This is a genomic window from Massilia sp. Root418 (assembly GCF_001425265.1).
Classification (GTDB): domain Bacteria; phylum Pseudomonadota; class Gammaproteobacteria; order Burkholderiales; family Burkholderiaceae_D; genus Rugamonas.
In genome coordinates this window covers 1,144,469-1,169,837 of the sequence record NZ_LMEC01000020.1, presented here as the reverse complement: position 1 = coordinate 1,169,837, position 25,369 = coordinate 1,144,469, and the positions used below count along the sequence as shown (strand labels likewise).

29 protein-coding genes and 1 riboswitch are annotated in these 25,369 nt (G+C 66.1%); of the genes, 13 read left to right on the top strand and 16 right to left on the bottom strand.

Features of this window, described 5'->3' with window-relative positions; translation table 11 throughout:
* Positions 1-5 precede the first annotated feature (5 nt).
* From tolA to ASC94_RS17515, 5 genes are all read right to left on the bottom strand, one after another.
* The gene (tolA, locus tag ASC94_RS17535) at positions 6-971 is read right to left on the bottom strand and encodes a cell envelope integrity protein TolA (RefSeq protein ID WP_307718841.1); all 966 of its coding nucleotides are present in this window, start codon (positions 969-971) and stop codon (positions 6-8) included.
* A 4-nt stretch (positions 972-975) separates the two neighbouring features.
* Positions 976-1,416: an ExbD/TolR family protein gene (locus ASC94_RS17530; RefSeq protein WP_056397465.1), complete on the bottom strand. Its 441-nt coding sequence runs from the start codon at positions 1,414-1,416 to the stop codon at positions 976-978.
* A 15-nt stretch (positions 1,417-1,431) separates the two neighbouring features.
* Positions 1,432-2,121, bottom strand: a complete 690-nt coding sequence (gene tolQ / locus ASC94_RS17525; protein WP_056397462.1) for a protein TolQ — start codon at positions 2,119-2,121, stop codon at positions 1,432-1,434.
* 4 nt (positions 2,122-2,125) lie between these two features.
* On the bottom strand, positions 2,126-2,581 hold the full coding sequence (gene ybgC / locus ASC94_RS17520; RefSeq protein ID WP_229417308.1) for a tol-pal system-associated acyl-CoA thioesterase: 456 nt from the start codon (positions 2,579-2,581) through the stop codon (positions 2,126-2,128).
* A gap of 74 nt (positions 2,582-2,655) precedes the next feature.
* Positions 2,656-3,402 (bottom strand): SDR family oxidoreductase, encoded by a 747-nt coding sequence (locus ASC94_RS17515; protein WP_056397456.1) that lies wholly within the window; start codon positions 3,400-3,402, stop codon positions 2,656-2,658.
* Positions 3,403-3,486: 84 nt separating this feature from the next.
* Positions 3,487-3,607: riboswitch (ZMP/ZTP riboswitch) on the top strand.
* A 90-nt stretch (positions 3,608-3,697) separates the two neighbouring features.
* Here ASC94_RS17515 and glyA point away from each other — a divergent pair.
* Positions 3,698-4,942 carry a serine hydroxymethyltransferase gene (gene glyA, locus ASC94_RS17510; RefSeq protein ID WP_056397454.1) on the top strand — a complete coding sequence of 415 codons (1,245 nt, stop codon included), beginning with the start codon at positions 3,698-3,700 and terminating at the stop codon, positions 4,940-4,942.
* 91 nt (positions 4,943-5,033) lie between these two features.
* Entirely contained in the window at positions 5,034-5,495 is a 462-nt protein-coding gene (nrdR, locus tag ASC94_RS17505; RefSeq protein WP_056397451.1) for a transcriptional regulator NrdR, read from the top strand.
* Between the two features lie 18 nt (positions 5,496-5,513).
* Here nrdR and ASC94_RS34050 read toward each other — a convergent pair whose 3' ends face one another.
* Positions 5,514-6,638 carry a DUF4351 domain-containing protein gene (locus ASC94_RS34050; protein WP_267875110.1) on the bottom strand — a complete coding sequence of 375 codons (1,125 nt, stop codon included), beginning with the start codon at positions 6,636-6,638 and terminating at the stop codon, positions 5,514-5,516.
* 223 nt (positions 6,639-6,861) lie between these two features.
* Here ASC94_RS34050 and pilV point away from each other — a divergent pair, with 223 nt between their 5' ends.
* From pilV to ASC94_RS17460, 8 genes are all read left to right on the top strand, one after another.
* Positions 6,862-7,416 (top strand): type IV pilus modification protein PilV, encoded by a 555-nt coding sequence (gene pilV, locus ASC94_RS17495; RefSeq protein ID WP_056397448.1) that lies wholly within the window; start codon positions 6,862-6,864, stop codon positions 7,414-7,416.
* Between the two features lie 47 nt (positions 7,417-7,463).
* Complete coding sequence (locus ASC94_RS17490) at positions 7,464-8,402, top strand: PilW family protein (RefSeq protein ID WP_056397445.1); 939 nt, start codon at positions 7,464-7,466, stop codon at positions 8,400-8,402.
* Entirely contained in the window at positions 8,402-9,034 is a 633-nt protein-coding gene (locus tag ASC94_RS17485; RefSeq protein ID WP_229417307.1) for a pilus assembly protein, read from the top strand. Before ASC94_RS17490 ends, ASC94_RS17485 begins: the two co-directional genes overlap by 1 nt.
* A 188-nt stretch (positions 9,035-9,222) precedes the next feature.
* On the top strand, positions 9,223-11,277 hold the full coding sequence (locus ASC94_RS17480) for a pilus assembly protein (protein WP_056397438.1): 2,055 nt from the start codon (positions 9,223-9,225) through the stop codon (positions 11,275-11,277).
* The gene (locus ASC94_RS17475) at positions 11,274-11,729 is read left to right on the top strand and encodes a type IV pilin protein (protein WP_056397435.1); all 456 of its coding nucleotides are present in this window, start codon (positions 11,274-11,276) and stop codon (positions 11,727-11,729) included. The genes ASC94_RS17480 and ASC94_RS17475 overlap by 4 nt, the downstream gene beginning before the upstream one ends.
* Positions 11,657-12,277 carry a GspH/FimT family pseudopilin gene (locus ASC94_RS17470; protein WP_082616606.1) on the top strand — a complete coding sequence of 207 codons (621 nt, stop codon included), beginning with the start codon at positions 11,657-11,659 and terminating at the stop codon, positions 12,275-12,277. Before ASC94_RS17475 ends, ASC94_RS17470 begins: the two co-directional genes overlap by 73 nt.
* Positions 12,278-12,289: 12 nt before the next feature.
* The gene (ribD, locus tag ASC94_RS17465) at positions 12,290-13,387 is read left to right on the top strand and encodes a bifunctional diaminohydroxyphosphoribosylaminopyrimidine deaminase/5-amino-6-(5-phosphoribosylamino)uracil reductase RibD (RefSeq protein WP_056397432.1); all 1,098 of its coding nucleotides are present in this window, start codon (positions 12,290-12,292) and stop codon (positions 13,385-13,387) included.
* A 9-nt stretch (positions 13,388-13,396) separates the two neighbouring features.
* Positions 13,397-14,023 carry a riboflavin synthase gene (locus ASC94_RS17460; RefSeq protein ID WP_056397429.1) on the top strand — a complete coding sequence of 209 codons (627 nt, stop codon included), beginning with the start codon at positions 13,397-13,399 and terminating at the stop codon, positions 14,021-14,023.
* A 9-nt stretch (positions 14,024-14,032) separates the two neighbouring features.
* Here ASC94_RS17460 and ASC94_RS17455 read toward each other — a convergent pair whose 3' ends face one another.
* The 10 genes from ASC94_RS17455 to ASC94_RS17410 form a co-directional block, all read right to left on the bottom strand.
* Positions 14,033-14,455 carry an OsmC family protein gene (locus ASC94_RS17455; RefSeq protein ID WP_056397427.1) on the bottom strand — a complete coding sequence of 141 codons (423 nt, stop codon included), beginning with the start codon at positions 14,453-14,455 and terminating at the stop codon, positions 14,033-14,035.
* 68 nt (positions 14,456-14,523) lie between these two features.
* Positions 14,524-14,832, bottom strand: a complete 309-nt coding sequence (locus ASC94_RS17450; RefSeq protein WP_056397424.1) for a DUF971 domain-containing protein — start codon at positions 14,830-14,832, stop codon at positions 14,524-14,526.
* The gene (locus ASC94_RS17445; protein ID WP_056397421.1) at positions 14,829-15,860 is read right to left on the bottom strand and encodes a HEAT repeat domain-containing protein; all 1,032 of its coding nucleotides are present in this window, start codon (positions 15,858-15,860) and stop codon (positions 14,829-14,831) included. The genes ASC94_RS17450 and ASC94_RS17445 overlap by 4 nt, the downstream gene beginning before the upstream one ends.
* Positions 15,857-16,711: an ABC transporter ATP-binding protein gene (locus ASC94_RS17440; RefSeq protein ID WP_056397418.1), complete on the bottom strand. Its 855-nt coding sequence runs from the start codon at positions 16,709-16,711 to the stop codon at positions 15,857-15,859. Before ASC94_RS17440 ends, ASC94_RS17445 begins: the two co-directional genes overlap by 4 nt.
* A complete protein-coding gene (locus tag ASC94_RS17435; protein ID WP_082616605.1) occupies positions 16,708-17,607 on the bottom strand; it encodes an ABC transporter permease in 900 nt (299 codons plus the stop codon). The genes ASC94_RS17440 and ASC94_RS17435 overlap by 4 nt, the downstream gene beginning before the upstream one ends.
* A gap of 12 nt (positions 17,608-17,619) precedes the next feature.
* A complete protein-coding gene (locus ASC94_RS17430) occupies positions 17,620-19,011 on the bottom strand; it encodes an ABC transporter substrate-binding protein (RefSeq protein WP_056397415.1) in 1,392 nt (463 codons plus the stop codon).
* A 9-nt stretch (positions 19,012-19,020) separates the two neighbouring features.
* Positions 19,021-19,254 (bottom strand): ferredoxin family protein, encoded by a 234-nt coding sequence (locus tag ASC94_RS17425; RefSeq protein ID WP_056397410.1) that lies wholly within the window; start codon positions 19,252-19,254, stop codon positions 19,021-19,023.
* Positions 19,255-19,262: 8 nt separating this feature from the next.
* Positions 19,263-21,005, bottom strand: coding sequence for a fumarate reductase/succinate dehydrogenase flavoprotein subunit (locus ASC94_RS17420; RefSeq protein WP_056397408.1), 1,743 nt, complete (start codon positions 21,003-21,005; stop codon positions 19,263-19,265).
* Positions 21,006-21,025: 20 nt separating this feature from the next.
* Positions 21,026-21,787, bottom strand: coding sequence for a GntR family transcriptional regulator (locus ASC94_RS17415; RefSeq protein ID WP_056397405.1), 762 nt, complete (start codon positions 21,785-21,787; stop codon positions 21,026-21,028).
* A gap of 298 nt (positions 21,788-22,085) precedes the next feature.
* Entirely contained in the window at positions 22,086-22,979 is an 894-nt protein-coding gene (locus ASC94_RS17410; RefSeq protein WP_056397403.1) for an SMP-30/gluconolactonase/LRE family protein, read from the bottom strand.
* A gap of 175 nt (positions 22,980-23,154) precedes the next feature.
* Here ASC94_RS17410 and ribBA point away from each other — a divergent pair, with 175 nt between their 5' ends.
* From ribBA to nusB, 3 genes are read left to right on the top strand one after another with little or no spacing between them, the layout of a single operon-like run.
* On the top strand, positions 23,155-24,264 hold the full coding sequence (gene ribBA / locus ASC94_RS17405) for a bifunctional 3,4-dihydroxy-2-butanone-4-phosphate synthase/GTP cyclohydrolase II (protein WP_056397399.1): 1,110 nt from the start codon (positions 23,155-23,157) through the stop codon (positions 24,262-24,264).
* A gap of 43 nt (positions 24,265-24,307) precedes the next feature.
* Positions 24,308-24,802, top strand: a complete 495-nt coding sequence (gene ribH, locus ASC94_RS17400) for a 6,7-dimethyl-8-ribityllumazine synthase (protein ID WP_056397396.1) — start codon at positions 24,308-24,310, stop codon at positions 24,800-24,802.
* A gap of 30 nt (positions 24,803-24,832) precedes the next feature.
* Positions 24,833-25,303: a transcription antitermination factor NusB gene (gene nusB / locus ASC94_RS17395; RefSeq protein ID WP_056397394.1), complete on the top strand. Its 471-nt coding sequence runs from the start codon at positions 24,833-24,835 to the stop codon at positions 25,301-25,303.
* Positions 25,304-25,369 lie beyond the last annotated feature (66 nt).

Sequence of the window (25,369 nt, the reverse complement as noted above, 5' to 3'; positions counted from 1 at the left end):
GGTTCTCAAGGCAAATCTTTCATGTTGAATCCTGCGGTAATCTCGCGTTCCACCGAGCCGTCCTTCTTCTTCGGCAAAGGCGACGACTTGGCGATGGCTGCTTCGACCGCCATGTCGTAGGCGGGAATACCGCTACTCTTGATCTTCCGGACCGAAATAATTTCCCCAGTTGGCAGTTGCTCGATCTTGAACTCGGCGCGCGGATTGCCGGCGGCGTCGCCGCCGCCATACGCGATGTTGCTCTTGATCTTGGCGGTAATGGCGGCCACGTAGCCGCTGTCGAGGCGCGGCGCGGTCGCTTTCGCGGCCGTGCCGGTGGTGCCTGCGCCAGCTGTGCCCATGATGCGCGCCAAATCGGCCGCGCGCCGCTGATCCGCCTTCTTCTGTTCTGCTTCCGCTTTGGCCTTGGCCGCTTTTTCCGCGGCCTTTTTCTCTTCCTTGGCCTTGTCTTCCTTGGCTTTTTCTTCAGCCTCTTTCTTTTCTTCGAGCTTCTTCTCTTCAAGTTTTTTCTTCTCGTCGAGCTTCCTCTGGTCTTCGAGCTTTTTCTGCTCAAGGACTTTTTTCGCCTTCTCTTCTTCGATGCGTTCCTTCTCGGCCTTTTCCTTGGCCTTGCGCTTTTGCAGCGCAATGTCCGGATCGATGGCCGGCGGCGGCGCTTCCACCGGCGGCGGCGTCACCGCTTTCGGCGGCGGCGCCGGCTTGGGTTCCGGCTCAGGCTCCGGCTTGGGTTCCGGCTTGGGTTCCGGCTTCACCTCCGGCGGCGTCGGCGCGGGCGGGGCGGCGGTCTGGGTGGTCAAGTCCCACACTTCCGCTTCCACCGCCACCGGCTCGTTGTTCTGCCATGCCACGCCCACCCACAGGAAGAACAGCAGGCCCGCGTGCATGGCTGCTGCCAGGCCGATCGAGCTCCAGCGGTCGTCGCGTTTCGGCACCCGGTACGGGCCGCCTGCGGTTGCGGGTTTCATCGTCATGCTGTTACTTCGTGGCCAGGCCAACCCGGCTGATACCCATTTTCTTCGATTCGGAGATCAGCTGGATCACGTCGTCGTACTTGCTTTCCTTGTCGCCGGCAATCATCACCGGGTACGTGGGGTGCGCCTCATGCAGCTTGCGCAGCTTGCGCACCAGCGCGTCGCGGTTGGGCTCGGTCTCCGGGGCATCCGCGTTCTTGCCCTGCACGCCGATCGACAGCGCGCCGTTCGGCTTGATGATGATCTGGATGTAGTCGTCCGGCGGGCGGGTGGAGCGCTCGGCTTGCGGCAGGTCCACCTGCGACGGGTTGTTGGCCGACGGCATCACCATGAAAATAATGAGCAGCACCAGCATCACGTCGATGTAAGGCACGACGTTGATCTCGGACTTCAGCTTGCGGCCGCCTCGGCTGCCGCGCATGCCGCTGGAGAAGGAAGATGCCATGGTTGTTCTCCCCGTTTAGCGCGACTGGCGCTGCAGGATGTTGGAGAATTCTTCCACAAAGCTCTCGAAACGGATAGCCAGGCGGTCGATATCGTGCGAGAAGCGGTTGTAGGCGACCACGGCCGGGATCGCTGCGAACAGGCCGATGGCGGTGGCGATCAGCGCTTCGGCAATGCCGGGCGCCACGGCGGCCAGCGTGGCTTGCTGCACGTTGGCCAAGCCGCGGAAGGCGTTCATGATGCCCCACACGGTGCCGAGCAGGCCGATGTAGGGCGAGACCGAACCGACCGAGGCCAGGAAGGCCAGGTGCGATTCGAGCGCGTCCATTTCGCGCTGGAAGGCGGCGCGCATGGCGCGGCGGGCGCCGTCCAGGATGGCGCCGGGGTCCATTTCGCGGCTGCCGGCGTGCGCGGCCTTGCCCTTGATGAATTCGCCCATGCCCGCTTCGAAGATGCGCGCCAGCGCGCCGCTTTGTTCGCGGTTGCTGCCCGCGCTTTGGTGCAGGGCGTGCAGGTTGCCGCCGGCCCAGAAGGTTTTTTCAAAGTCGATGGTCTGGCGGCGCGCGGCGCGCACGGCAAACATCTTGCGGAAAATATAAGTCCAGCTGGTGAGCGAGATACCGAGCAGCAGCGCCATGATCAGCTGAACGATCAGGTGCGCGTTGGAGATGAGGGCGATGAAGGAGAGGTCTTGGGTGACGTTCATTGTTTCAGTCTGAGTTTGGGGATGACTCGGCGCCGCGCATGCGTGCCGCTACCACATCGGGAACCGCGCGCGGACGCAGCGCGGAATCGACGCAACCAACTTTTACGCGCGCCGTGTTGAGCAGTTGATCGCCGTTCCAGGCCTGCTGCACGAACTGCAGGGAGGCGCGGCCCAGTTTTTCGATACTTAAGGTTAATTTTAGTACATCGTCCAGTTTGGCTGGCGCATGATACTCGGCGGCGACGTTCTTCACGACAAACATGGCGTCGTGCTCTTGCAGCAGGGCGTGCTGGTCAACGCCGATGGCGCGCAGCCATTCGGTCCGCGCGCGTTCGAAGAATTTGAGATAATTTGCGTAATAGACAATACCACCGGCATCGGTGTCTTCGTAATAGACACGGACATTCCAGGTAAAGGCTGAAGGCATGTTGTTCTGACTACTAATGAGATTGGGCAACATTCTACGCGATTTCACAAGCGAGTTTGGCCCTCTTGTAACACTCGCTTACGTTTTTTCCGGCGAAAACGCTAATTTTAGCTCCGTTTGATGGTGAAAGGGGAGAAACCCTGACAAGTCGGCATCAGTTCGATCTGATTCACGTTCATGTGCGGCGGCAGGGTGGCGATCCAGTAGGCGGTATTGGCGATGTCCTGCGGCGAGAGCGGCACCGTGCCTTCGTAGACCTTGGCGGCGGCCGCGTCGTCGCCCTTCAGGCGCACGTTGGAGAATTCGGTGCCGCCGCACAGGCCGGGCGCCAGGTTGGTGGCGCGCACACCGGTGCCCACCAGGTCGGCGCGCAGGTTGAGCGTGAACTGTTCCACGAAGGCCTTGGTGGCGCCATACACATTGCCGCCCGGGTAAGGGTAGGCGCCGGCGGTGGAGCCGATGTTGATGATGGTGCCGCTGCCGCGCGCCACCATGGCGGGTAGGATGGCGTGGGTCATGGTCACCAGGCCTTTGCAGTTGGTGTCGATCATGGTGTCCCAGTCGTCCAGCGAGGCTTCGTGGGCCGGCTTGACGCCCAGTGCCAGGCCGGCATTGTTGACCAGCACGTCGATGTTGCGCCACTCCGGGGGCAGGCTGTCCAGTGCGGCGCGGATGGCGGCCTTGTCGGTCACGTCCAGTTCCAGCGGCAGGACCTTGTCGCCCAGCTCGGCGGCCAGGGCCTGCAGGCGCTCGGTGCGGCGCGCGGCGATGACGGCTTTGTGGCCATGGGCGGTGAACACGCGGGCCATGGCGGCGCCGAAGCCGGCGCTGGCGCCGGTGATGAAGACGATCATATTGGTTCCTTGCAAGATGGCATTGTGGAAATTAGGGCAAGTGTAGCGTAATTGCTTAACTTGATAGTACAATCTGGCTTCCATTACGTCTCACGTGACTGGCGAAAAGCCGGGTCGGCGCATAGCGCGGCCTATCGGCGAAAGGTGGGCATCCACCGGGGAACGTGAGATTTCAAATCAATAGCCGTTCGCCTGGGCAGCCACCGATGGAAAGCACGAAGAGGCTGCTCCTCGCTTATTGGCGTTCCTCATTCGATCCACCTGCCAGATTTACTCTCTCACTTGGAGTTTTTTCATGTTTGCAAAAGATCACACCCTGTCTTCCATCGATCCTGAACTGTTCGCCGCGATCGGCAAGGAAAACACCCGCCAGCACGACCATATCGAGCTGATCGCGTCGGAGAACTACACCTCGCCAGCCGTGATGGAAGCCCAGGGCTCCCAGCTGACCAACAAGTACGCCGAAGGCTATCCAGGCAAGCGCTATTACGGCGGCTGCGAATACGTGGACGTGGTGGAGCAGCTGGCCATCGACCGTGTGAAAAAACTGTTCGGCGCGGAAGCGGCCAACGTGCAGCCGAACTCGGGCTCGCAAGCCAACCAGGGCGTGTTCTTCGCCGTGCTGAAGCCGGGCGACACCATCATGGGCATGTCGCTGGCCGAAGGCGGCCACCTGACCCACGGCATGGCGCTGAACATGTCGGGCAAATGGTTCAACGTGGTGTCCTATGGCCTGACCGCCGAAGAGGATATCGACTACGACGCGATGGAAGCGCTGGCCAAGGAACACAAGCCGAAGCTGATCATCGCTGGCGCGTCGGCCTTCTCCAAGAAGATCGATTTCGAGCGTTTCGCCGCCGTGGCCAAGGCCGTGGGCGCCTACTTCATGGTGGACATGGCCCACTACGCCGGCCTGATCGCCGCGGGCCTGTACCCCAACCCTGTGCCGCACGCCGACTTCGTCACCTCGACCACGCACAAATCGCTGCGCGGCCCGCGCGGCGGCATCATCCTGATGAAGGCGGAGCACGAGAAGATCATCAACTCGGCCATCTTCCCAGGCATCCAGGGCGGCCCGCTGATGCACGTCATCGCCGGCAAGGCCGTGGCCTTCCAGGAAGCGCTGCAGCCGGCGTTCAAGGAATACCAGCAGCAAGTGGTGAAGAACGCCGACGTGTTGGCCAAGACGCTGATCAAGCGCGGCCTGCGCATCGTGTCGGGCGGCACCGAGTCGCACGTGTTCCTGGTGGACCTGCGCGCCAAGAACCTGACCGGCAAGGAAGCCGAAGCCATCCTGGGCCAGGCACACATCACCTGCAACAAGAACGGCATCCCGAACGACCCGCAAAAGCCGTTCGTGACCTCGGGCATCCGCCTGGGCTCGCCAGCCATGACCACCCGCGGTTTCAAGGAAGCCGAGGCGGAACAGGTGGGCAACCTGATCGCCGACGTGCTGGACAATCCGCACGACGAAGCCACCATCGAGCGCGTGAAAGCGGCGGTAAAGGTGCTGGCTGACGCGCATCCGGTTTACGCGTAAGGTTTACGCTTAATACTTGTCTTGGTAACATCAGGGGCGCCGTGACCGTGTTGGTCCGGCGCTCTTTTAACATTCGAAAGCGCAGCGCCAGATGAAATGTCCGTTCTGTCAGCATGAAGAAATCCACGTCCTCGACACCCGCGTGTCGGAGGAGGGGGACGCAATCCGCCGCCGCCGCCGCTGCGGCAAGTGCGACAAGCGCTTTACGACCTACGAGCGGATCGAACTTGTCATGCCCTTCGTGGTCAAAAAGAACGGTAGCCGCACGGAATACGCCGCAGCCAAGTTGCGCGGCTCGCTGACGCTGGCCTTGCGCAAGCGCCCCGTCGCAGCAGCCTCGGTGGATCTGGCGGTGCAGGCGATTGAGGAGAAACTGCTCACCAGCGGCAAGCGCGAGGTCGATTCGCATTACATCGGCGAACTGGTGATGCAGGAGTTGAAGCGCCTGGACAAGGTCGCCTATATCCGCTTTGCCTCTGTCTACAAAAATTTCGAGGATCTGGCCGAGTTCCAGGACGCGATCGAAGAGGTGGGGCAGGCGCCGAAGGCTTGATGCCCGAGCGGTGGCGGCTCAGTGGCGGCGGAAGATCTCGTCCAGACTGCGGGCATCTATCACGGCCGTGGCCCAGCGCTGCAATTGGTCCGGGCTCGCCGCAGCGATGCAGGCAGCGACGTCGTCTGGCAGGGTGCCGAATCGTCGAGTCAGCTGCAGCGTGAGCAGCATGGCCTGGCCGTGCTGCACGCCATCCTGCATGCCTTGCTGGATTCCTTCCTCCCGGCCTTCCTGCCGGCCTTCCTGCCGGCCTTCCTGTCGGCCTTCCTGCCAGCCTTTTTGCCGGCCTTCCTGCCAGCCTTTTTGCCGGCCCTCCTGCAGCCCCGCTTGCCAGCCGTCCCGCATTGCCTTCTCTTTCGCTTCGGCCAACTCGCGCCGCATTTCGATCCTGGCGCCGCGCGGAATGTAGTTTTCCATGGTTGGCCTCCCCTGATGTTCAATGATGTCCTGCCACAGCCGGTCTTCCAGTTCCTCCGGCAGGCGCATGATCCAGTCTATGACATGAAATAAGTTTACGATACGTTGACGTTCCCAGTCACGCGCGAAGAGCAATCGTGCCAGCTTGCGCTTGGCAGCCAGGCGGCGTTTGGGGAGCAGATGGGTGCGTTGGGTTAGCAAGTGAGCCGCGGTGAATAGCGCGAACGGGTTCTCGTCTTCAAGCAAGGCGCCAATCCGCTCCGCGTGGTCCAGGAGCTTGGACGTTCTGAACTGCAGCGTCAGCTCGCAGCCGAATATGCTATAGCCAAAGCACGCGGGGCGCCAGTGGCGGCTGTCATCGGCCAGCACCACCAGGCTGGCGACGGGACGCCGGTGGAGCTCATAGATGCGATAGTGATAGGTGAAGATCCGCTCGGGCAGATGCGGATCTTGCCAAGCCTGCATTTCAATGTGCACCAGCACCCACTGTTCGGCGCCCTCCAGCGTGTGCACTCTAACCAGCTGATCCGCCAGCCGCGTGCCGAGCGCGCCGTCCTGCGCCAGCTGCTGCAATTCCTTATCGAGGAAGTCCGGCGCGTGGTTCCAATCGATGGCGTAGTGGACGTCGGGGAAATAGAACGCCATGAAATCCCTAAAATACAGGGCTATTGCAGCCTTCCAGGGCGCGTCGTAGTGCTCATTCGATGGCGGAAAGTCAGCTGTCATGACGCTAGTCTAGGCACGGCGCGCCGCTGCCATGTCGATCTGGCGCAAGGTATCAGCACCTTTCCTGTTCACAGTTCATTCTTCTTCGCAATGACGTCTGGCAAGAGAGGGCGGCAATTTATGGCTGAGTTGACTCGGCTTTGATGTACGTCAAACCCATGGCCGCATACGCTGCTAACTTGCATACAGGTTGTCCCTCAGTGAGCTTGTGCGGAGGTGGCGAATGGCGTTCCAACGGCGGGCGCGCGGCTTCGCGCTGATTGAAGTGCTGGTGGCGGTGGTGGTGCTGGCCATTGGCGTGCTGGGCGCCGGCGCGATGCAGCTGGTGGCCATGCGCGTGCGCCATGAATCGCAACTGATGAGCAACGCGGCGCAGATGGCGACCGCCATGGCAGACCGGATGCGCGCCAATCCGGGCCAGATCGGCGCAGCCTACCTGTCACTCGACTATGACGCACACGCCGAGCCCTCGCCTGCGGCGCCTGCGCGCCAGTGCTGGGCCGCTGCCTGTGACAGCGCAGCCCTGGCCGACGCCGACATCTACGACCTGAAGCGGCAAGTGGCCACGCAGCTGCCCGCCGGGCGGGTACGCATCTGCCGCGACGCCGGCATGTGGGCTACCGGTCAATTGCGCTGGTCCTGCGCGGGCGGGGCGGGCGCGCCGGTGGTCATCAAGATAGGCTGGCGCGGCAAAAATCCCGACGGTACGGTTGCCACGGACGCCGAAGGCGGCTACGCGCCCGGCGTGGCCCTGGCGATGGCCGGGGTACTGCCATGAACGGCGCCATGCGCGCGGTGGGTGCCCGGAGGGGCGGACGGCGTCGCATGTCGGGGCTCGGCCTGGCGGAAATGTTCGTGGCGCTGGCGGTCGGCATGCTGGTTACCCTTGCGGCCAGCGCCCTGGTGGTCAATGCCAGCGCCAATTTCGTCCACCATACCGAAAGCGCCCGCCTGAACGATAGCGGACGCTATGCGCTGGCGATCATCGGTCAGTCCGTGCGCCAGGCCGCGTTCGTAAACTGGGACGCCGCCGGCGTGCCGCCCGCCACGCTGCCGGAAACGCCTGCCAGCGTCAGCGGACTCGATGCGGCTACCATTACCCGCACGGCCAACGGCATCGACGATCCGCTCGGCCATGCGGTCAACGGCAGCGACGTGCTGGCGCTGCGCTTTACTGGTTCCGGTAGCCCGGACGCCGACGGCTCGGTGCTGAACTGCGCCGGCTTCGGGATCGCTGCCGCAGGCTCCGAAGCGCAGCGCGGCTGGAGCATTTTCTACGTGGCGGTGGGCGGCGACGGCGTGGCGGAGCTGCGCTGCAAATACAAGAGCGCCAACGGCTGGGGCGCCGACGCCATCGTGCGCGGCGTGGATTCTTTCCAGGTTCTCTACGGGCTGGATACGGACTCGCCGCCAGACGGGATTCCCAACCGCTACCTGAACGCCAGCGCCATGCGCGCCCTGGATGCGGACATCTTGCTGGAGGGCGCCACTCCCGCAGCCAGGGCGCAGGACTTGAACCGCAAGACATGGTGGAAGCGTGTCGCGGGGATCAAGGTGGGGCTGCTGCTCCATGGCGAGCCGTACTCGCGTCCCGGCGAGTTGCCGGCGCAATATGATCTGCTGGGCGGCGCCTATGCCGACAGCGCGGCGGAGGCGGACCCTGGCGTGCGCTTCCAGGAAAGCGTGCTGCCGGAAGGCCAGCGGCAGCGGGTGCGGCGGGTGTTCGAAACATCCATCGCGCTGCGCAATGCGGGAGCGCCGTGATGGCTATCCTTCGGCACATGAGCGGCGGCGGCCTGCCTTCCGAGCAGGGCATTGCCTTGCTGGTGACGCTGCTGATGCTGATTGCCGTGCTGCTGCTTGGCGCGTCCGCAGCCCGCATGGCCATGCTGGGGGAGAAGGCCGCGCGCGCGGAGCGGGACCGTTACGTGGCCATGCAGGCTGCGGAAGACGCGCTGGCCGACGCCGAGAAGGAAATCAACGGCAGCGCCGCCAGCGCGCCGGCCCGCGCCGCGCTGCTGGCTGCTGGCAACGGCCTGGGCTTTCTGCCGGGCTGCGGCGTGGGTGCTGACAATCCCGCGCTCGGTCTGTGCGCGCACGCCGGCGGCGATGCGGCCGCATGGGAAACGGTGGACATCGGGGACGATGGCGCGGCGTCGCGCTCGGTGCCGTTCGGGCGGTTTACAGGCGCTGCGATGGAAACCGGGCAGGGCTTCCTGCCGTTCCGGCGCCCGCGCTACATCATTGAACGCATGCCTTACCATCCGCCCGGCGAGGACGCCGGCGGCGCGCACTACCTTTACCGCGTGACCGCTATCGGCTTTGGGGCAAGGGAGTCCACGGAAGTCGTCTTGCAAGCGAGTTTCCGCCAGGCCGACGCGGGAGGCACGCCATGACGCCGGCATGCGCAGCTGGCCTGTGCGGCCGGCACTGGGCGGCGTGGGCGATGTCCCTGGCCACGTCCTTGCCGATGCCCTTTGCAACGGCGTTGGCAACGTCGCTGGCGGCCGGCGTGATGTCCCCGGGAGCCGCTGCTGCGCCGCCGCTTGTGGAGCTGGCAACCGAGCCGCTAGGTGCCGCATGTATGCCGTACCCGGACGCGCTGCGGGCCGCAGCGGCTGTGGTCTCCACGCCGTCGGGCCGGGCGGTGTTCCAGGCCGGCGCGCGGCCTGCCAGCTGGAGTGGCAGCTTCACCCGCTCGGCACTCAGCCTGGACGCGTCAGGCACGCCGCAGATTTCGGCGCCGCAGTGGGATGCCGCCGCTTTGCTGGATGCCTTGCCGGACGCCGCCGCATTGCGCCGCATCTATACGTCCCGGCTGGAGTTGGGCGTCCGCGTGACTGTCCCTCTGGCATGGGACGCACTCGGGGCTGCGCAGCGTGCCGCACTGAACCGGCCGCCGCCGCCGGCGCGGCCCGTGTCCGACGGCAAAGGCGAACAGCGCCTGGCCTGGCTGCGTGGCGACCGCGGCCAGGAAGAGCGCCAGTTCCGCCGCCGCGCCAGCATACTCGGGGACGCCGTGAACAGCGTTCCGGTATACGCCGGCGCGCCGCCCGCCGGTGGCGCTGCCGGCAACGGCGGCGCAGGCAGCGACAGTTACCGGGCTTACTACGACAGCAACCAGTCGCGCCGGCCGGTCGTCTACCTCGGCGCCAACGACGGCATGCTGCACGCCTTCGATGCGGCCAGCGGGGCTGAAATCTTCGCCTATGTGCCGGAAGCGCTGTTCCCTATGCTGAACCGCCTGCCGGACCGCGCCTATGTGCACCGTGCCTATGTCGATGGTCCCGCCGCCGTCGCGGACGCCCTGCTGGCGGGCACCTGGAAAACCGTGCTGGTGTCGGCCATGGGAGCGGGCGCGCAAGGCGTGTTCGCGCTGGACGTGACCAGCCCAGAGACTTTTCCGCTGGGCGGCGGCGCACTGTGGGAATTCACGGACCGGGACGACGACGCGATAGGCAATGTCGTGTCAGCGCCGCAGATCGCCCGGTTGCGCTTGCGCCCCGGGGCGGAGGACTACCGCCATTTCGCCCTGATGTCCGGCGGCTTGAACAACCACGCTCCCGACGGCAATGCAGACGCGGCCAACACAAGTGCGTTGTTCCTGCTGGCGCTCGACAAGCCGGCCGGCGAACCGTGGCGCCTGAACCGCAACTACTACCGCCTCCCTGTGCCGGCCGGCGAGCCGGGGCGGGTGAACGCGCTGAGCGCACCGGCTCTGGTGGTGGACGGCAGCGGCGCGCTGCGCTTCGCTTACGCCGGCGATTTGCAGGGCAAGCTGTGGCGGTTCGATTTCAGCGGCGGCGCGCCGTGGCGCGGCGCGGCCGAGGGGCCGGTGTTCGTGGCGCGCGACGCGCAAGGCGTGCGCCAGGCGATCACAGGCCAGCCGCGTGCCGTCATTGCGCCGGATGGGGGCTATCTCATTTTGTTCGGCACCGGCCAGCTTTTTGGCGCCGGCGACCGCGATCCTGCCCGCTACGCCCAGCAATCGTTCTACGCGGTGCTGGACGGCAACCCTGGCTCCGGCACCGGCGGCGCGGGCGGCAGGAGCGAGCTGGCCGAACGCTCGCTGGAGGGCCTGCCAGGCGCGCCCTTGCTCGAACTGCGCGGACGCACGTTCAGTTACGGCAGCGGCGGCAAGCAGGGCTGGTACGTTGATTTTGCGGGCACGGCCAGCGGGGAGCGCAGCATCAGCGGCGCTGCGCTGACGCAGGGGCAGGTGTTCTTCAATACAGTGCTTACCGGCGCCAGCTATTGCGCGCCGGTTGCCAGCCGCAGCTACGCGATGGACGCGCTCACGGGTCTGGCGCCGGGAAGCGAAGGCCTGCCCCTGTCCGGCGAGTCGACCGGCGAGCTTGTCGCCGACCATATCCCGGGCGCCCCCGCAACCGTGGTGTCCGGCGCGGCGCCGGCCGGGGGCCAGGCAGGCGGCAGGACTGCCGTCAGCAAACGCATCGCGGCAGTCAATGTGGGCGCGCGGATTCCCGGGGCGCTGCCTTCGGCGCGCACGCGCGCTGTCGTCGCCGCCGGCCGTGCCGGCTGGCGCGAAGTGGCGAACTGGCGCGAGCTGCACCAGGCCGCGCGCGCCCGCGCGGCGCCGCCGGGCCAGAGGGAGACACCGCGGGAGGCGCAGCGATGACGCTACGCCACAGCCACGGCTGGACCATGCTGGAAGTGCTCATCGTGCTGGTGATCGCCATGGTGCTGGCCGCGCTATCCTATCCCTCGTACAGCCAGTTCGTCATCCGCAGCAAACGGGTGGAAGGGCAGGCGGCGTTGCAGCTGTTGATGCAGCAGCAGGAACGCTACTTCAGCGCCAACAACCGCTATATCGCGTTCTCGTCCGCCTCGGCCGGCGAGGCCGAGCGCCGGTTCAAATGGTGGTCCGGCGCCAGTGCTGCCCGCAGCGCCTACGAGATCGAGGCGCAAGCCTGCGACGGCGAGAGCATCGAGAGCTGCGTGCAATTGATCGCCACGCCCGGCACCGCGCGGGTGGACCGCCACTACGAGGATGACGAATGCGGAAGACTGATACTCACCAGCACCGGGCTGCGCCTGGCCACAGGGCGGGGCGCGCGCTGCTGGCACTGAACCGCAGCGCTGCGTCCGCGCACACGCTGATCGAACTGCTGGCGGTGCTGGCGGTGGCCGCCATCCTGGCCGGCGCCGCCGTCCCCAGCCTGCAATCCACGCTGCAAAAGCAGCACCTGCGCGCCGCCCTGAACGACCTGCTTGGCGCCATCGACCTGACCCGCTCCCTGGCCATTGCGCGCGGCGGCGTGGTGTTGATGGCGCCCGCGGACCCTGCAGGCACCGCCTGGGAGCAGGGCTGGACCATTTTCGCCGACCGCAACGCCAACCGCCGCCCCGACCCCGGCGAGGAACGCCTCGCCGTCCAGCAAGCGCTGGCGCCAGGCCTGCGCCTGGGCTCCCGCTTCACATCCGGCGCAGGCAGCCAGTATGTTGCATATAATGCTGGGGGGCGCAGCTGCCAGGCAGGCAACAGCCAGGCGGCGCGCTGGGGCACGCTGACGCTGGAAGCCGGCGCGCATCAACGCCTCATCAAGATCAACATGCTGGGCCGGGTAAGGGTGTGCGATCCCGTCGCGCAGCCCGATACCTGCACCAGCGCAGACTAAGCAAGCGGACCAGTGGACATCAACAACGACACCGAAGGCATGAAGCTGGCCCTGGAATGGGCCGCCAAGGGGCTGTACACCACCTCCCCCAATCCCCGTATCGGCTGCGTCATCGTGCGCGGCGGCCGTGTCATCGGCGCCGGCGTCACCCAGCCGGCCGGGCAGGACCACGCCGAAATCCAGGCACTGAAGGACGCCCAGGCGCGCGGCCACGACGTGCGCGGCGCCACCGCCTACGTGACGCTGGAGCCGTGCAACCACCATGGCCGCACGCCGCCGTGCTCGGACGCGCTGGTGCGCGCGGGCCTGGGCCGCGTGGTGGCGGCGATGGAAGACCCGAATCCGCTGGTGGCAGGCCAGGGGCTGGCCAAGCTGTCGGCGGCCGGCATCGAGGTCGCCAGCGGCCTGCTGGCGCACGAGGCCCATGAGCTCAACATCGGCTTCTTCTCCCGCATGACGCGCGGCCTGCCGTGGGTGCGCATGAAGACAGCCGCCAGCCTGGATGGCATGACGGCGCTGCACAATGGCCAAAGCCAGTGGATCACCGGTCCCGAGGCGCGCGCGGACGGCCACGCCTGGCGCGCTCGGGCCTGCGCCATCCTCACCGGCATCGGCACCGTCGTGGCGGACGACCCGCAGCTCAACGTGCGCGCGGTGGACACCCCGCGCCAGCCGCGCCGCATCGTGGTGGACAGCCGCCTGGAGATCAGCCCGTCCGCGCGCGTGCTGGAGGGCGGCGGCACCTGGGTGGTGGCCGCCGTCAGCCACCCCGAAAAGGAAGCCGCGCTGCGCGCAGCGGGCGCCGAGATCATCACGCTGCCCAACCCGCACGGCAAGGTGGATCTGCCGGAGCTGATGCGCGAACTGGGCCGCCGCCAGATCAACGAGCTGCACGTGGAAGCCGGCGGCAAGCTGAATGGCTCGCTGATACGCGAAGGCTGCGTGGACGAGCTGCTGGTCTACCTGGCGCCCATGCTGCTGGGCGACGCCCAGGGCATGTTCGCCTTGCCCGCGCTGACGGAACTGAGCGGGCGCAAGAGCCTGAAATTCCACGAGGTTCAGCAGATCGGCGCAGATTTGCGTATCCTTGCCAGATTCACTTCACAATGAGATAGCACCATGTTTACTGGAATTGTTGCCGCTGTCGGCAAAATCACCTCGGTCCAGCCGCTGGAAGGCGGCCATGACGCGGGCGTGCGGCTGGAAATCGATGCCGGCGGCCTGCCGCTGGCCGACGTCGCCCTGGGCGACTCCATCGCCCTGAACGGCGCCTGCATGACGGTCATCGAAAAGACCGCCACCACCTTCAAGGTGGACGTCTCGCGCGAGAGCCTCAATTGCACCGTGGGCCTGGACGGCACCTCGGAAGTGAACCTGGAAAAGGCGCTGACCTTGTCCGAGCGTCTCGGCGGCCACCTGGTTTCCGGCCACGTGGACGGCCTGGGCGTGGTGCGCAAGTTCGAGCCGGTGGGCGAATCGTGGGAACTGGTGATCGAAGCGCCGCGCGACCTGGCCAAGTTCCTGGCCTTCAAGGGCTCGGTGGTGGTGAATGGCGTGTCGCTGACGGTGAACCGCGTAAACGATATCGGCAGCGGTGACGCGCTGGTGTGCCAGTTCTCCATCAACCTGATCCCGCACACCATTTCGGTCACTACGCTCAAGCACCTGACCGTGGGCGGCAAGGTCAATCTGGAGATTGACCTGATCGCCCGCTACGTCGAACGCATGCTGTCGGCCGGCAAATAGGCCGCCCGCTCAGAGCAAGGTCGCGTCCAGCGTGATGTTGGCGTTCAGCAGTTTCGATACCGGGCAGCCCGCCTTGGCCTTGGCGGTCAATTCGTCGAAGGTGGCCTTGTCGGCGCCCGGGATCTTCGCCTGCAGGGTCAGGTGCACGGCGGTGATGGCGTAGCCGTCCGCCACCTTGTCGAGCGTAACCTCCGCCTTGGTGTCCATTTTTTCCGCCGTCAGCCCGGCTTCGCCCAGGATCAGCGAAAGCGCCATGGTGAAGCAGCCGGCGTGCGCGGCGCCGATCAATTCCTCCGGATTGGTGCCCGGCTTGCCCTCGAAGCGGCTGGCAAAACCGTAGGGATAGTCCTTCATGGCGCCGCTTTGCGTGCTGATGGCGCCTTTGCCGTCCTTGATGCCGCCCGACCAGACGGCTGATCCGCTTGTCTTCATAGTGCCTCCTCAGTGGTGTTGTACGGGAGCCACCATCCTATGCCGAACCGGGAATCCGCGCCGCTCACTTATGGGAGAGGCGGGCCGGATGCCGCGCGATCCGATAGTTGCTCCAGGTAAATCCAGGGATAGATGCCCCGGTCATGCCGGTCGCTGAAGACCAGCTGCACGCCATATGCCCCCACCGGTTCGACGGCAAGCAGGCGGATGGCGCCGTCGGCCTGCAAGGGCGTGCCGGCGCGGCGCAGCGCGGTGCAGTCGGCGCAGCGGCAGCCTTCCCGCAGGGTGGCATGCGTGAGCGTGCGGCTGGCGCCGCTGTCCAGCACGATCTCCAGCATGCCGCGCGCCGGATGGTTGCTGATGGACTGGATGCTCATGGCGCGCCCCCCTGCCGTATCTGCGCGGCCGCCAGGCGGGCGGCCTTGCGCACCTCGGGGTCCGGGTCCTGGTCGATGGCGGCCAGGGCGGGCAGGGCAGCCGGATCGCCGATCTCGCCCAGCGCCAGCGCCGCCTCCTTGCGCAGATTGCCGATGGCGTGCGCCAGCACGGCGGCCAGGGCGGGCACCGCGGCGGTGTGGCGCAATCGCCCCAGGCTGCGCGCCGCGCGCAGGCGCACCTGCCAATAAGGGTCGTCCAGCGCCTCGGTCAGCGGCGCGGCGGCAGCAGGCAGGCGCAGCTTGCCCAGCGTGCCGGCCGCCTCTTCGCGCACCTGCCAGGAAGGGTCTGCGAGACCGCCCAGCAGGGCGGCCAGCACGGCGCCTGGGGCCGCATTGCCAGCGTGCCCCTGCGCTGCGCCGGACGCGCCTGGCGCAGCCCCAGCCTGTAAGCCGGCCCCGGCCGCGTAGCCCAGGGCGCCGATGGCGGCGCGGCGCACGTCGGCGGCAGCGTCGCCGGTGGCGGCAGCGGTCAGCGCGCCGACGGCGCCCGGATGCTTCAGATAGCCCAGCACGGAAACCGCTTCGCGCCGCACCGTGGCGTCGCCGTCGTCCAGCGCGGCGAGGGCCGGCTGCAGGCCGGCGGCCACGCGCAGTTCGCGCACGCCGCGCAGCACCGCGGCGCGCACCGATGGCAGCGCGTGCGCGGCGTGCGGCAGCAGGGCGGCCGCGGACGATGGATCCTTCAGCTCGGACAGCGTCTGTGCGGCGGCGGCGCGCACTTCCCCATCCTCGTCGGCCAGCGCGATGGCCAGTGCGGCCACGCCTTCCGGGCTCTCCCACGTTTCCAGCGCCCGCGCCGCTTCCGCCCGCACCTCGGCGGCGGGGTCGCGCAGGGCCGCGATGAACAGCGGAAGGTGTTCTTCGCCGGCGATGTCGGCCAGGTCGAGCAGCGCTATGCGGCGGATGCCGCTGTCGCCGGCCTGCAGGCGCTGCAGCAGCGCGGGATCGTCGTTCAGTAGTGTGATCATGCGGTTTTTCTCAACAGGCTGTGATGGGGGGGAGCGGCCAAGCCGCCCAGGGGGCTGAGGCGCTCCAGCGGCAGCGCATGCACCGAGGGATGCAGCAACGCCAGGCAGTGGCGCTTGAGGCGCGTGAACTCGGGCGAGGTCACCAGTTCCGGGCCGCGCGGGCGCTCGAAGTCCAGGCGCAGCTCCTCGATGATGCGGCCCGGGCGCGGGCTCATGACCAGGATGCGGTCGGCCAGGAACAGCGCCTCGTCGATGTCATGCGTGATGAAGACGATGGTTGTCCTGATGCGCGCCCAGACGCCGAGCAGCAGCTCCTGCATCATCAGCCGCGTTTGCGCGTCCAGCGCGCCGAACGGTTCGTCCATCAGCATCACGCGCGGATGGTTGATCAGCACGCGCGCGATTTCCACGCGCTGGCGCATGCCGCCGGACAGCTGCGACGGATAGTGGTGCTCGAAGCCGGACAGGCCCACCAGTTCAATCAGTTCCAGCGCCCGCGCATGGCGCTCGGCGCGCGGCACGCCCTTCATCTTCAGGCCGAAGGCCACGTTCTGCAGCACTTTCTTCCACGGGAACAGGGTGTGCTGCTGGAACACCAGGCCGCGCTCGGGGTGCGGGCCCCGCACCGGCTGGCCGTCCACGGTGATGCTGCCCTGGCTGGGCTGCAGGTGGCCGGCCAATGCGCCCAGCAGCGTGGACTTGCCGCAGCCGGAAGGGCCCAGCAGGCACACGAATTCTCCGGGCGCCACGTCCAGGGTAATGTCCTGCACGGTCTCGAAGGCTTGCGCGCCCTGGCCGAACTGGATGTGCAGCCGCTCCATGCGGATGCGGCCGTATTCTGCGGTTGTCATGATTGCTCCTTTTCGCGGCGCTGCCAGGGCATGCAGGCGTGGCCGAGGCGCTTGATCAGCGCGCTGCTGCCCATGCCGAACAGGCCGATGACCAGCATCCCGACCACGATGTCGGCGTAGTTCTGGATGGTGTACGAGGCCCAGGTGTAATAGCCGATGCCGAACTGGCCCGAGATCATTTCTGCGGTCACCAGGCAGAACCAGGCCGTGCCCATGCCGATGGCCAGGCCGGTGACGATGCTGGGCGCGGCGCCCGGCAGGATCACTTCCGCGAACACGGACAGCTTGCCGCTGCCCAGGCTGCGCGCGGACGCCACCAGCCGCGCATCGACATGCTCCACGCCATGCACGGTGTTGAGCAGGATGGGGAACAGGGCGCCGGTGAAGGTGATGAAGATCATCGACATCTCCGACGAAGGGAACATCAGGATGGCGAGCGGTATCCAGGCCACGGCGGGGATGGGGCGCAGCATTTCGAGCGGCGGCAGCAGCACGTCTTCTGCCCAGCGCGAGCGGCCGATCAGCAGGCCTAGCGCCACGCCGGCCAGCGCCGCCGCCGCAAAGCCGCAGAACACGCGCGCCAGGCTTGCGCCCAGGTGCTTGAGCAGCAGCGGCGACTGCAGCAGGTCCCATCCCGCGCGCAGCACTTCCACCGGCGCCGGCACGTTCTGGAAAGTGACCAGGCCGAGATTCAAATGGCTGGTCGAAGCCCACTGCCAGGCCAGCAAGCAGGCCAGCAGCGATGCAAGGCGTAGCGCCAGCCGGGCGGACACGCGTGACGCCGGGGCTGGCAGGGCGCCGGCGCCTGGGTGATGCCTGGCCTGCGTGCGGCCCGCTTCCGGCGGCACCGGGCCGGCGGCGGAGGCGCCGCGTGGGGAGCTTGCTGCGATAGTCATGTCCGCCCTCCGTCAGATCGCATTTTTGGCGGCGCTATAGTCCAGCACCTTGCCGCCGTTCTGCCTGGCCCAGGCTTCGGCCGCGTCCTTGAGCAGGAAGCTGCTGATCTCCTTCTTCGCGCTGACGTACCACGCGTCCTCGGCCAGCAGTTTCAGGCCGCTGTTGCGGTCATGCGCATACATCACGCGTACTTTCCTGCCGGCCTTCTCCAGCTTGGCCAGCTCGCTGAACGCCGTTTCGGTGCTGGCGTAGCTGCGCACCAGCGGCTCGCCCTGCACCCACAGCTGCGCGGCGCGCTTGAAGTCCGTGATGGCCTTGCCGCTGGCGGCGTCCTTGGCGGCGAGGGGCTGGCGGGCATAGTTCTTCAGGCGCGCCTCGTAGTCGATCCCCGCCTGCTGGAAGGCGGTGCGCAGGTACTGGTCGTTGATGAAGCTGTTCACGTTCAGGTCGGCGTCGGTGCGTTTCATCAGGCGCAGGGTGTCGATGGACGTTTGCACCGCCTGGCGGTACTCCGGCTTCCAGGTGAAGTCGCGGGTCTGCAGGCCGAGCGGGCCGTGGAACAGGTAATTCACTTCCGCCTCGATGCCGGTCACCTTGGCAATCAGTTCGCTGTACTTTTCCGGCTCGGCCGCGATCAGGCGCTCCGCCTCGATGGCCGCGCGCAGATAGGCCACCACGATCTCGGGATATCTTTTCGCGAAGTCCGTGTCCACCAGGCTGCCGTGCAGCGTCGGCGCGCCCGCCTGCGAACCGTCGTAGATCTTGCGCGCAAAGCCGCGGTGTGGGAACAGTTCGGCGAACGGCACGAAGTCGGCGTGCGCTTCGATCTTGTTAGCCTGCAGGGCGGAACCGGCCACTTCCGGCGCCTGCGTCACGATGGTGACGTCGCGCTCCGGGTCCCAGCCCTGCGCCTTCACGGCGCGCAGCAACATGCCGTGCGCTGTAGAGGCGAAGGGCACCGAGATGGTCTTGCCCTTCAGCTCGGCCAGCGACTGCACGCCGGACGCCTTGGGCACCACGATGCCGTTGCCGCTGCCCTGCGTGCTGCCGGACAGTACGGTGATGAACTGGCTTTGCTTGCCCGCCTTCTGGAACGCCGCGCCGTTGAAGGAGCCGGGGAAGTCGGCCATCGAGCCCAGGTCCAGTTTGCCCGCCACCATTTCATTGGTCAGCGGCGCGCCGGAGGTGAAATTCTTCCACTGGATGTCGTATTGCGCGTCCTTGTACTTGCCGTCGCGCGGCAGGAATTTTTCCAGCAGCTTCAGCTCGCGGATCAGCAGGCCGCCGGTGGCGCAGTTGATGGTGGTGTCCTGCGTGCCGATGGCCACGCGGATGGTTTCTGCGTTGGCGGCGCCGCCGGCAGTGGCCAGCGCGAGCAGCAGGGCGGTCAGTTTGCGTTGCATGGTGTTCTCCTAACGAAGCAGGTAAGGGATATCGACAGTGACCGCGCCGGTGGGGCAGTCTTTTTCACATGGCATGCAGTACCAGCACTCATCGAACTTCATGTAGGCCTTGCCTTTCACGATGTCGATGGCAAGCACGTCGAGCGGGCAGACGTCGACGCACACGGTGCAGCCCTTGTGGGCGATGCACAGTTCGTCGTCCACGCGCACCGGGACGCTGGATGGGGTAAAAGCGATGGTCATAGGGTTCCTCAGGCGGCAATCGGTTCGGCGTCGGGCGCTTCGGTACGCACGCGCAGGCGCTGGTAGGCGGACTTCTCCTGTTCGTCCAGCGGCACGATGTAGGGCGCGATGGGGCGCTTGAAGCACGTCATCTCGCCATCCACTTTTTTGACCTGCACGTGCACATGCCAGTCGGCGTCGTTGCGCTCCGGGTAGTCCACGCGGTTGTGGTACAGGCCCCAGCGGCTTTCGGTTCGGTACAGCGAGGCGCGCGCTGCCAGCTCGGCGCAGTCGCGGATGAAGTGCACCTCCATGGCGCGCATCAGCTCATGCGGGCCGGCGGCGGTGATGCGGTCCAGGTCTGCGCGGATGGCTTCGAAGCGCTGCAAGCCCAGTTCCATCTTGCGCGTCACCTTGGGTGGCTGCAGGTAGTCGTTCACCATGCGGCGCAGCTTGTATTCCACCTGCGACGGCGGCAGGCCGTCCTTGCGGTGCAGCGGCGCCCACACGCGCTCGCGTTCCGCCGCCACCTGCTCGTCGTCCAGCTCCGCCAGTCCGTGCGCGGCGCAGTAGCGCGCAGCGCTCTCGCCGGCCAGCTTGCCGTACACGAAGGCGCCCAGCATGTAGTTGTGCGGCACGCAGGCCAGGTCGCCCGCCGCGTACAGGCCAGCCACCGTGGTCTCCGCGTGCTCGTTCACCCACACCCCGGAAGCGGAGTGCCCGCTGCACAAGCCGATCTCGGAGATGTGCATTTCCACCATCTGCTGGCGGTAGTCGGTGCCGCGTCCCTCGTGGAAGCGCCCGCGGCTCGGCCGCTCGTTGGTGTGCAGGATTTCTTCGATGGTGCTGATGGTTTCCTCCGCCAGGTGGTCCAGCTTCAGGAACACCGGGCCGTTACCGCCTTGCAGCTCGTTGTAGAACTCCTGCATCATCTGGCCGCTCCAGTAGTCGCACTCGATGAAGCGTTCGCCCTTGGCGTTGGTGGTGTAGCCGCCGAAGGGGCCGGTCACGTAGGCACAGGCAGGGCCGTTGTAATCCTTGATCAAGGGGTTGATCTGGAAGCACTCGATCCCGCTGAGTTCCGCGCCTGCGTGGTAGGCCATGCTGTAGCCGTCGCCGGCGTTGGTCGGGTTTTCGTAGGTGCCGAACAGGTAGCCGGAGGCGGGCAGGCCGAGGCGGCCGGCCGCACCGGTGGACAGCACCACCGTCTTGGCGCGGATCACGTGGAAGTCGCCGGTGCGGCAGTCGAAGGCCATGGCGCCGGCGATGCTGCCGTCCTGCGCCGTCAGCAGCCGCGTGGCCACCAGGCGGTTTGTGATCTCCACCCGGGTGCGCTTCAGGCGCCGGTACAGCACCTTCTTTATGTCGTGCCCCTCGGGCATCGGCAGCACGTAGGTGCCCATGTGGTGCACCTTGCGCATGGCGTAGTCGCCGTTCTCGTCCTTCTCGAACTTCACGCCCCAGCGGTCCAGCTCCTCGATCATCGGGTAGCTGTTCTGCGCGTAGGCCATGACGGTGGCCTGGTTGACGATGCCGTCGTTGGCGGTGGTGATTTCCTTCACGTACTGCTCGGGCGTGGCGAAGCCGGGGACAACGGCGTTGTTCAAGCCGTCCATGCCCATCGAGATGGCGCCGCTGCGCTTGACGTTGGCCTTCTCCAGCAGCAGCACGCGCAAGGCGGGGTTGGCTTCCTTGGCCTTGACGGCGGCCATCGGTCCGGCCGTGCCGCCGCCGATCACCAGCACGTCGACTGTTTGAGTATGGGTTTCCATGTGTGCTCCCTGAATGTGTTTTAGGTGCGGCGGGCAATTTGCATCCGGTACTGGAATGCGTCGCCGCGGAAGTACAGGTACTCGAAATCCAGCGGGGTTTGCGTGCCGCCGGCGCCGGCCGCGTGCGTCAGGCGCTCCATGCGCAGCACGGCACTGCCTTCGGTCACACGCAGCGCGTGCGCCAGCGCGGCGTCGGCCAGCGTGGCTTCGATCTGCAGGTCGGCACGGCCGAGCGCGATGCCGTAGTCGTTCTCCAGGATCAGGAAAATGTCGCGCCCGGCCAGGTCTTCCTTGCGCAGGCGCTCGCCGATTTGCTCGGGCAGGTAGGTCACTTCGAGCGACAGCGGTTCGCGGTTCAGGTGCCGGATGCGCTTGATCTCGCACACCGGCTGGCCGTTGGCCAGGCCGAGCTTTTGGGCGGCCCTGGCGGGGGCGGGCAGCGTCTTGTGGCTGATCACTTGGTTGTAGATTTCGTAGCCCATGCGCGACATGGCTTCGGCGAAGCCTTCCAGCTGCGTGAGTTCCTGGAAGGCTTTGGGCTTGGAGACGAAGGTGCCTTTGCCGGGCACCTTGAAGATCATGCCTTCCTTCTGCAGGTCGCCCAGCGCCTGGCGCACGGTGATGCGGCTGACGCCGAAGATGCCGCCCAATTCGCTCTCGGCGGGCAGCTGCGCGTGGGCAGGGTAGCTGCCGTCAAGGATGCGCTCGCGCAGGCGTTCGCGGACCTGGGTGTGGAGCGGAACGGGCGATACTTCTACAGGATGAAAGCTGTTGCTCGGCATGGTGGCTGACCTGTCATGACAGGTTATGAGTACCTGGAATGAGCGAGTCTAGCCACGCGTTCCTTGTTGTGGAACGAATAAGATTGCGTTAGTTTATGCGGGGGAGGGGAGTAAGCTTATGCGGTGGGCGTGCTTGGCGGGTTACGGCGCGTTGCGCCTAACCCGCCCTACGGTGCCGCAGGACGAAACYGCGTAGGGCGGGTTAGGCGGAACGCCGTAACCCGCCAGATCCGCCGGGGACGAAACTGCGTAGGGCGGGTTAGGCGGAACGCCGTAACCCGCCAATCCGCCGGAGGGACTATTTGCCGTAGCGTGCCGGCGGCGCGCCGCCCACGTCCAGCTGCACGGCAAACAGCGAACCGGCCAGCGGTTCGGCGGCGCGCTGCGCCTCGCTCAGGCCTTCCCAGGCGGTGGTGATGTACAGCGTCTTCAAGTCCGGGCCGCCAAACACGCAGGAGGCGGGCTGGGACACCGGCATCGCGATGGTGGCCAGCAGTTCGCCGTCCGCGCTGTAGCGGCATACGCGGCTGCCGCCCCACTGCGCGATCCAGACGCAGCCTTCGGTATCGACCGTCATGCCGTCCGGCGAGCCTTCGCCGTCGCCGAACTGGCGCCACAAGCGGGCCGGCCCCAGGCCGCCGTCGGCCGCGACGTCGTAGGCGTAGGTGCGGTTCAGCAGGCTGTCGCTGTGGTACATCACGCTGCCGTCCAGGCTGAAGGCCGGCCCGTTGCAGATGTGGACGCCGTCCTGCGCCACCGTCAGTTCGCCGTCGGCGGCCAGGCGGAACAGCTGGCCGTCCGGGCTGTGCACGTCGGCCGCGTTCATGCTGCCGAACCACAGGCGGCCTTGCAGGTCGGCCTTGGCGTCGTTCAGGCGCACGCCGGCCTTGCCCTCGGTGGGGCGGGCCACATACTCAAAGCGCAGCTCGGGCTCCAGCCACAGGCGCACCACGCCGTCGCGCAGGCCGGCCATGAAGCCGTCGCCGTCCTGGCGCGGCACGATCCAGCAGATGAAGGTCGGCAGGGTCCAGGCATGCTGGCTGCCGTCCGCGTCCAGCGCGTGCAGCGTGCTGCCCTTCAGGTTGACGAAATACAGGCGCTGCTGTTCGGGCAGCCACAGCGGGCCTTCGCCCAGTTCGGCGCCCAATTGCCAGGTCAGGCGGGGCGCGAGGTCGGTCGTTTGTGCAGTCACGGTCGCTAAATGGTGAGTGGTGGACGCATTACCTTACCCGAAAAGCGGGATCCTGTGTAACGCTACCATACGTATTAATTCGGCGCTGACAGGCCCAATCGAGGTGGAGTTCCAGATTAGTTTCTCCAAATCCTTTAAAATAGAGGGTTAAAGAAACCTGAACGAAGGATTTGAAATGTCTATCTCCAGCACCGAAGAAATCGTCGCCGAGTTGCGCGCTGGCCGCATGGTGATCCTGGTCGACGAGGAAGACCGGGAAAACGAGGGCGACCTGGTGCTCGCGGCGGACTTCGTCACGCCGGAAGCGATCAATTTCATGATCAAGCACGCGCGCGGCCTGGTCTGCCTGACCCTGACCGAAGAGCGTTGCAAGCAGCTCGACCTGTCCATGATGACGGCCCGCAACGGCACCTCGTTCGGCACCAACTTCACGGTGTCGATCGAAGCGGCCGAAGGCGTGACCACCGGTATCTCCGCTGCCGACCGCGCCAGGACCATCCAGGTGGCCGTGGCCAAGAACGCCGTGCCGATGGACATCGTGCAGCCGGGCCATATCTTCCCGCTAAAAGCGCAGAAGGGCGGCGTACTGATGCGCGCCGGCCATACCGAAGCGGGCTGCGACCTGACCGCCATGGCGGGCCTGACCCCGGCTTCCGTGATCTGCGAAATCGTCAAGGACGACGGCACCATGGCGCGTCTGCCGGACCTGCTGGAGTTCGCCAAGGAGCACAACCTCAAGATCGGCACCATCGCCGACCTGATCCACTACCGCAGCCAGAACGAATGCATCGTGCAGCGCGTGGCTGAGCGTCCTTTGAAGACCGCCTATGGCGACTTCCGCATGATTGCCTTCCGCGACACGCCGACCGGCTCGGCCCACCTGGCGCTGGTGCACGGCGACATGGCCGCCGGCAAGGAATCGCTGGTGCGCGTGCACCAGCCGGTGTCCATCCTGGACTTGCTGGAATCGGAAGCGACCACCCACTCGTGGAACATCTCGTCCTCGATGCAGGCGGTGCAGGCGGCCGAGCAGGGCGTGATCGTGCTGCTGAACTGCGAAGAGACGGCCGAACAGCTGTTCAGCCAGTTCGACGCGCTGGGCAAGGACGCCAAGCCGCAAGGCCGCGCCGCCAGCATGGGTTTGCGCGATTACGGCATCGGCGCGCAAATCCTGCGCGCGGTTGGCGTGCGGCAGATGAAGCTGCTGGCCAGCCCGCGTAAAATGCCTTCCATGGCAGGTTTCGACCTCGAAGTCACGGGCTACGTCGCCAAGCCGGCCGCGTAACCCGTTCACCCACATTTATATACATACAGAAAAGAGGCGCACCATGACCGTAGGAAGCTACGAAACCAATCTGTCCGGCGAAGGCTTGCGCGTCGGTATCGTTCAAGCGCGTTTCAATGAAGACGTGTGCCACGGCCTGCTGTCGGCCTGCCTGGCCGAACTGAAGCACCTCGGCGTGGCCGATGAAGACGTGCTGCACGTGACCGTGCCGGGCGCGCTGGAGATCCCCCTGGTGCTGCAGAAGCTGGCCGAATCGCAGCAGTTCGACGCGCTGATCGCGCTGGGCGCCGTCATCCGCGGCGAAACCTACCACTTCGAGCTGGTCTCGAACGAGTCGGGCGCCGGCATCACCCGCATCGGCCTGGACTTCGGCATCCCGATTGCCAATGCCGTGCTGACCACCGAGAACGACGAGCAGGCTGAAGTGCGCATGGCGGTCAAAGGTGCGGACGCCGCCCGCGTGGCCGTGGAAATGGCCAACCTGTCGATCGCGCTGGAAGAACTCCAGCAAGACGGCGGCTACGACGAAGAAGAATAATCAGTACTTAATAAGAATAGGCAGGAAATCATGACCGACAACTCTACGCATGCCAACCCGAGCAAGAACCGCACGCCGCGCCACCGCGCGCGCGAGTTCGCGCTGCAGGGCCTGTACCAGTGGCTGCTGAACAATGAAGACGCGAAAACCGTCGTCAACCACATCCGCGCCGCGCACGGCTTCGACAAGGCCGACGCCGAGCACTTTACCAACCTGCTGTACGGCGCCATCAAGGAATCGGAAGCGCTGCGCGCCACGTTCGCGCCGCTGGTGGACCGCGGCGTGGCCGAACTGTCGCCGGTGGAGCACGCCGTGCTGCTGATCGGCGCCTACGAGCTGAAGAACAACCTGGAAATCCCTTACCGCGTCGTCATCAACGAAGCGGTGGAGCTGACCAAGTCCTTCGGCGGCATTGACGGCCACAAGTATGTCAACGGCGTACTCGACAAGCTGGCCGGCAAGATGCGTCCGGAAGAAGTCGAGAACGACAAGAAGCGTTAATCGCTTCAAACGTATGGACGTAAAAAAAGCCGCGCAAGCGGCTTTTTTTTTATGGGGGGAGCAGAA

Coding starts and splice junctions, on each gene's coding strand:
- tolA (WP_307718841.1), bottom strand. CDS start 971: ATGACGATGAAACCCGCAACCGCAGGCGGCCCGTACCGGGTGCCGAAA.
- ASC94_RS17530 (WP_056397465.1), bottom strand. CDS start 1,416: ATGGCATCTTCCTTCTCCAGCGGCATGCGCGGCAGCCGAGGCGGCCGC.
- tolQ (WP_056397462.1), bottom strand. CDS start 2,121: ATGAACGTCACCCAAGACCTCTCCTTCATCGCCCTCATCTCCAACGCG.
- ybgC (WP_229417308.1), bottom strand. CDS start 2,581: ATGTTGCCCAATCTCATTAGTAGTCAGAACAACATGCCTTCAGCCTTT.
- ASC94_RS17515 (WP_056397456.1), bottom strand. CDS start 3,402: ATGATCGTCTTCATCACCGGCGCCAGCGCCGGCTTCGGCGCCGCCATG.
- glyA (WP_056397454.1), top strand. CDS start 3,698: ATGTTTGCAAAAGATCACACCCTGTCTTCCATCGATCCTGAACTGTTC.
- nrdR (WP_056397451.1), top strand. CDS start 5,034: ATGAAATGTCCGTTCTGTCAGCATGAAGAAATCCACGTCCTCGACACC.
- ASC94_RS34050 (WP_267875110.1), bottom strand. CDS start 6,638: ATGACAGCTGACTTTCCGCCATCGAATGAGCACTACGACGCGCCCTGG.
- pilV (WP_056397448.1), top strand. CDS start 6,862: ATGGCGTTCCAACGGCGGGCGCGCGGCTTCGCGCTGATTGAAGTGCTG.
- ASC94_RS17490 (WP_056397445.1), top strand. CDS start 7,464: ATGTCGGGGCTCGGCCTGGCGGAAATGTTCGTGGCGCTGGCGGTCGGC.
- ASC94_RS17485 (WP_229417307.1), top strand. CDS start 8,402: ATGGCTATCCTTCGGCACATGAGCGGCGGCGGCCTGCCTTCCGAGCAG.
- ASC94_RS17480 (WP_056397438.1), top strand. CDS start 9,223: ATGCCGTACCCGGACGCGCTGCGGGCCGCAGCGGCTGTGGTCTCCACG.
- ASC94_RS17475 (WP_056397435.1), top strand. CDS start 11,274: ATGACGCTACGCCACAGCCACGGCTGGACCATGCTGGAAGTGCTCATC.
- ASC94_RS17470 (WP_082616606.1), top strand. CDS start 11,657: ATGCGGAAGACTGATACTCACCAGCACCGGGCTGCGCCTGGCCACAGG.
- ASC94_RS17460 (WP_056397429.1), top strand. CDS start 13,397: ATGTTTACTGGAATTGTTGCCGCTGTCGGCAAAATCACCTCGGTCCAG.
- ASC94_RS17455 (WP_056397427.1), bottom strand. CDS start 14,455: ATGAAGACAAGCGGATCAGCCGTCTGGTCGGGCGGCATCAAGGACGGC.
- ASC94_RS17450 (WP_056397424.1), bottom strand. CDS start 14,832: ATGAGCATCCAGTCCATCAGCAACCATCCGGCGCGCGGCATGCTGGAG.
- ASC94_RS17445 (WP_056397421.1), bottom strand. CDS start 15,860: ATGATCACACTACTGAACGACGATCCCGCGCTGCTGCAGCGCCTGCAG.
- ASC94_RS17440 (WP_056397418.1), bottom strand. CDS start 16,711: ATGACAACCGCAGAATACGGCCGCATCCGCATGGAGCGGCTGCACATC.
- ASC94_RS17435 (WP_082616605.1), bottom strand. CDS start 17,607: ATGACTATCGCAGCAAGCTCCCCACGCGGCGCCTCCGCCGCCGGCCCG.
- ASC94_RS17430 (WP_056397415.1), bottom strand. CDS start 19,011: ATGCAACGCAAACTGACCGCCCTGCTGCTCGCGCTGGCCACTGCCGGC.
- ASC94_RS17425 (WP_056397410.1), bottom strand. CDS start 19,254: ATGACCATCGCTTTTACCCCATCCAGCGTCCCGGTGCGCGTGGACGAC.
- ASC94_RS17420 (WP_056397408.1), bottom strand. CDS start 21,005: ATGGAAACCCATACTCAAACAGTCGACGTGCTGGTGATCGGCGGCGGC.
- ASC94_RS17415 (WP_056397405.1), bottom strand. CDS start 21,787: ATGCCGAGCAACAGCTTTCATCCTGTAGAAGTATCGCCCGTTCCGCTC.
- ribBA (WP_056397399.1), top strand. CDS start 23,155: ATGTCTATCTCCAGCACCGAAGAAATCGTCGCCGAGTTGCGCGCTGGC.
- ribH (WP_056397396.1), top strand. CDS start 24,308: ATGACCGTAGGAAGCTACGAAACCAATCTGTCCGGCGAAGGCTTGCGC.
- nusB (WP_056397394.1), top strand. CDS start 24,833: ATGACCGACAACTCTACGCATGCCAACCCGAGCAAGAACCGCACGCCG.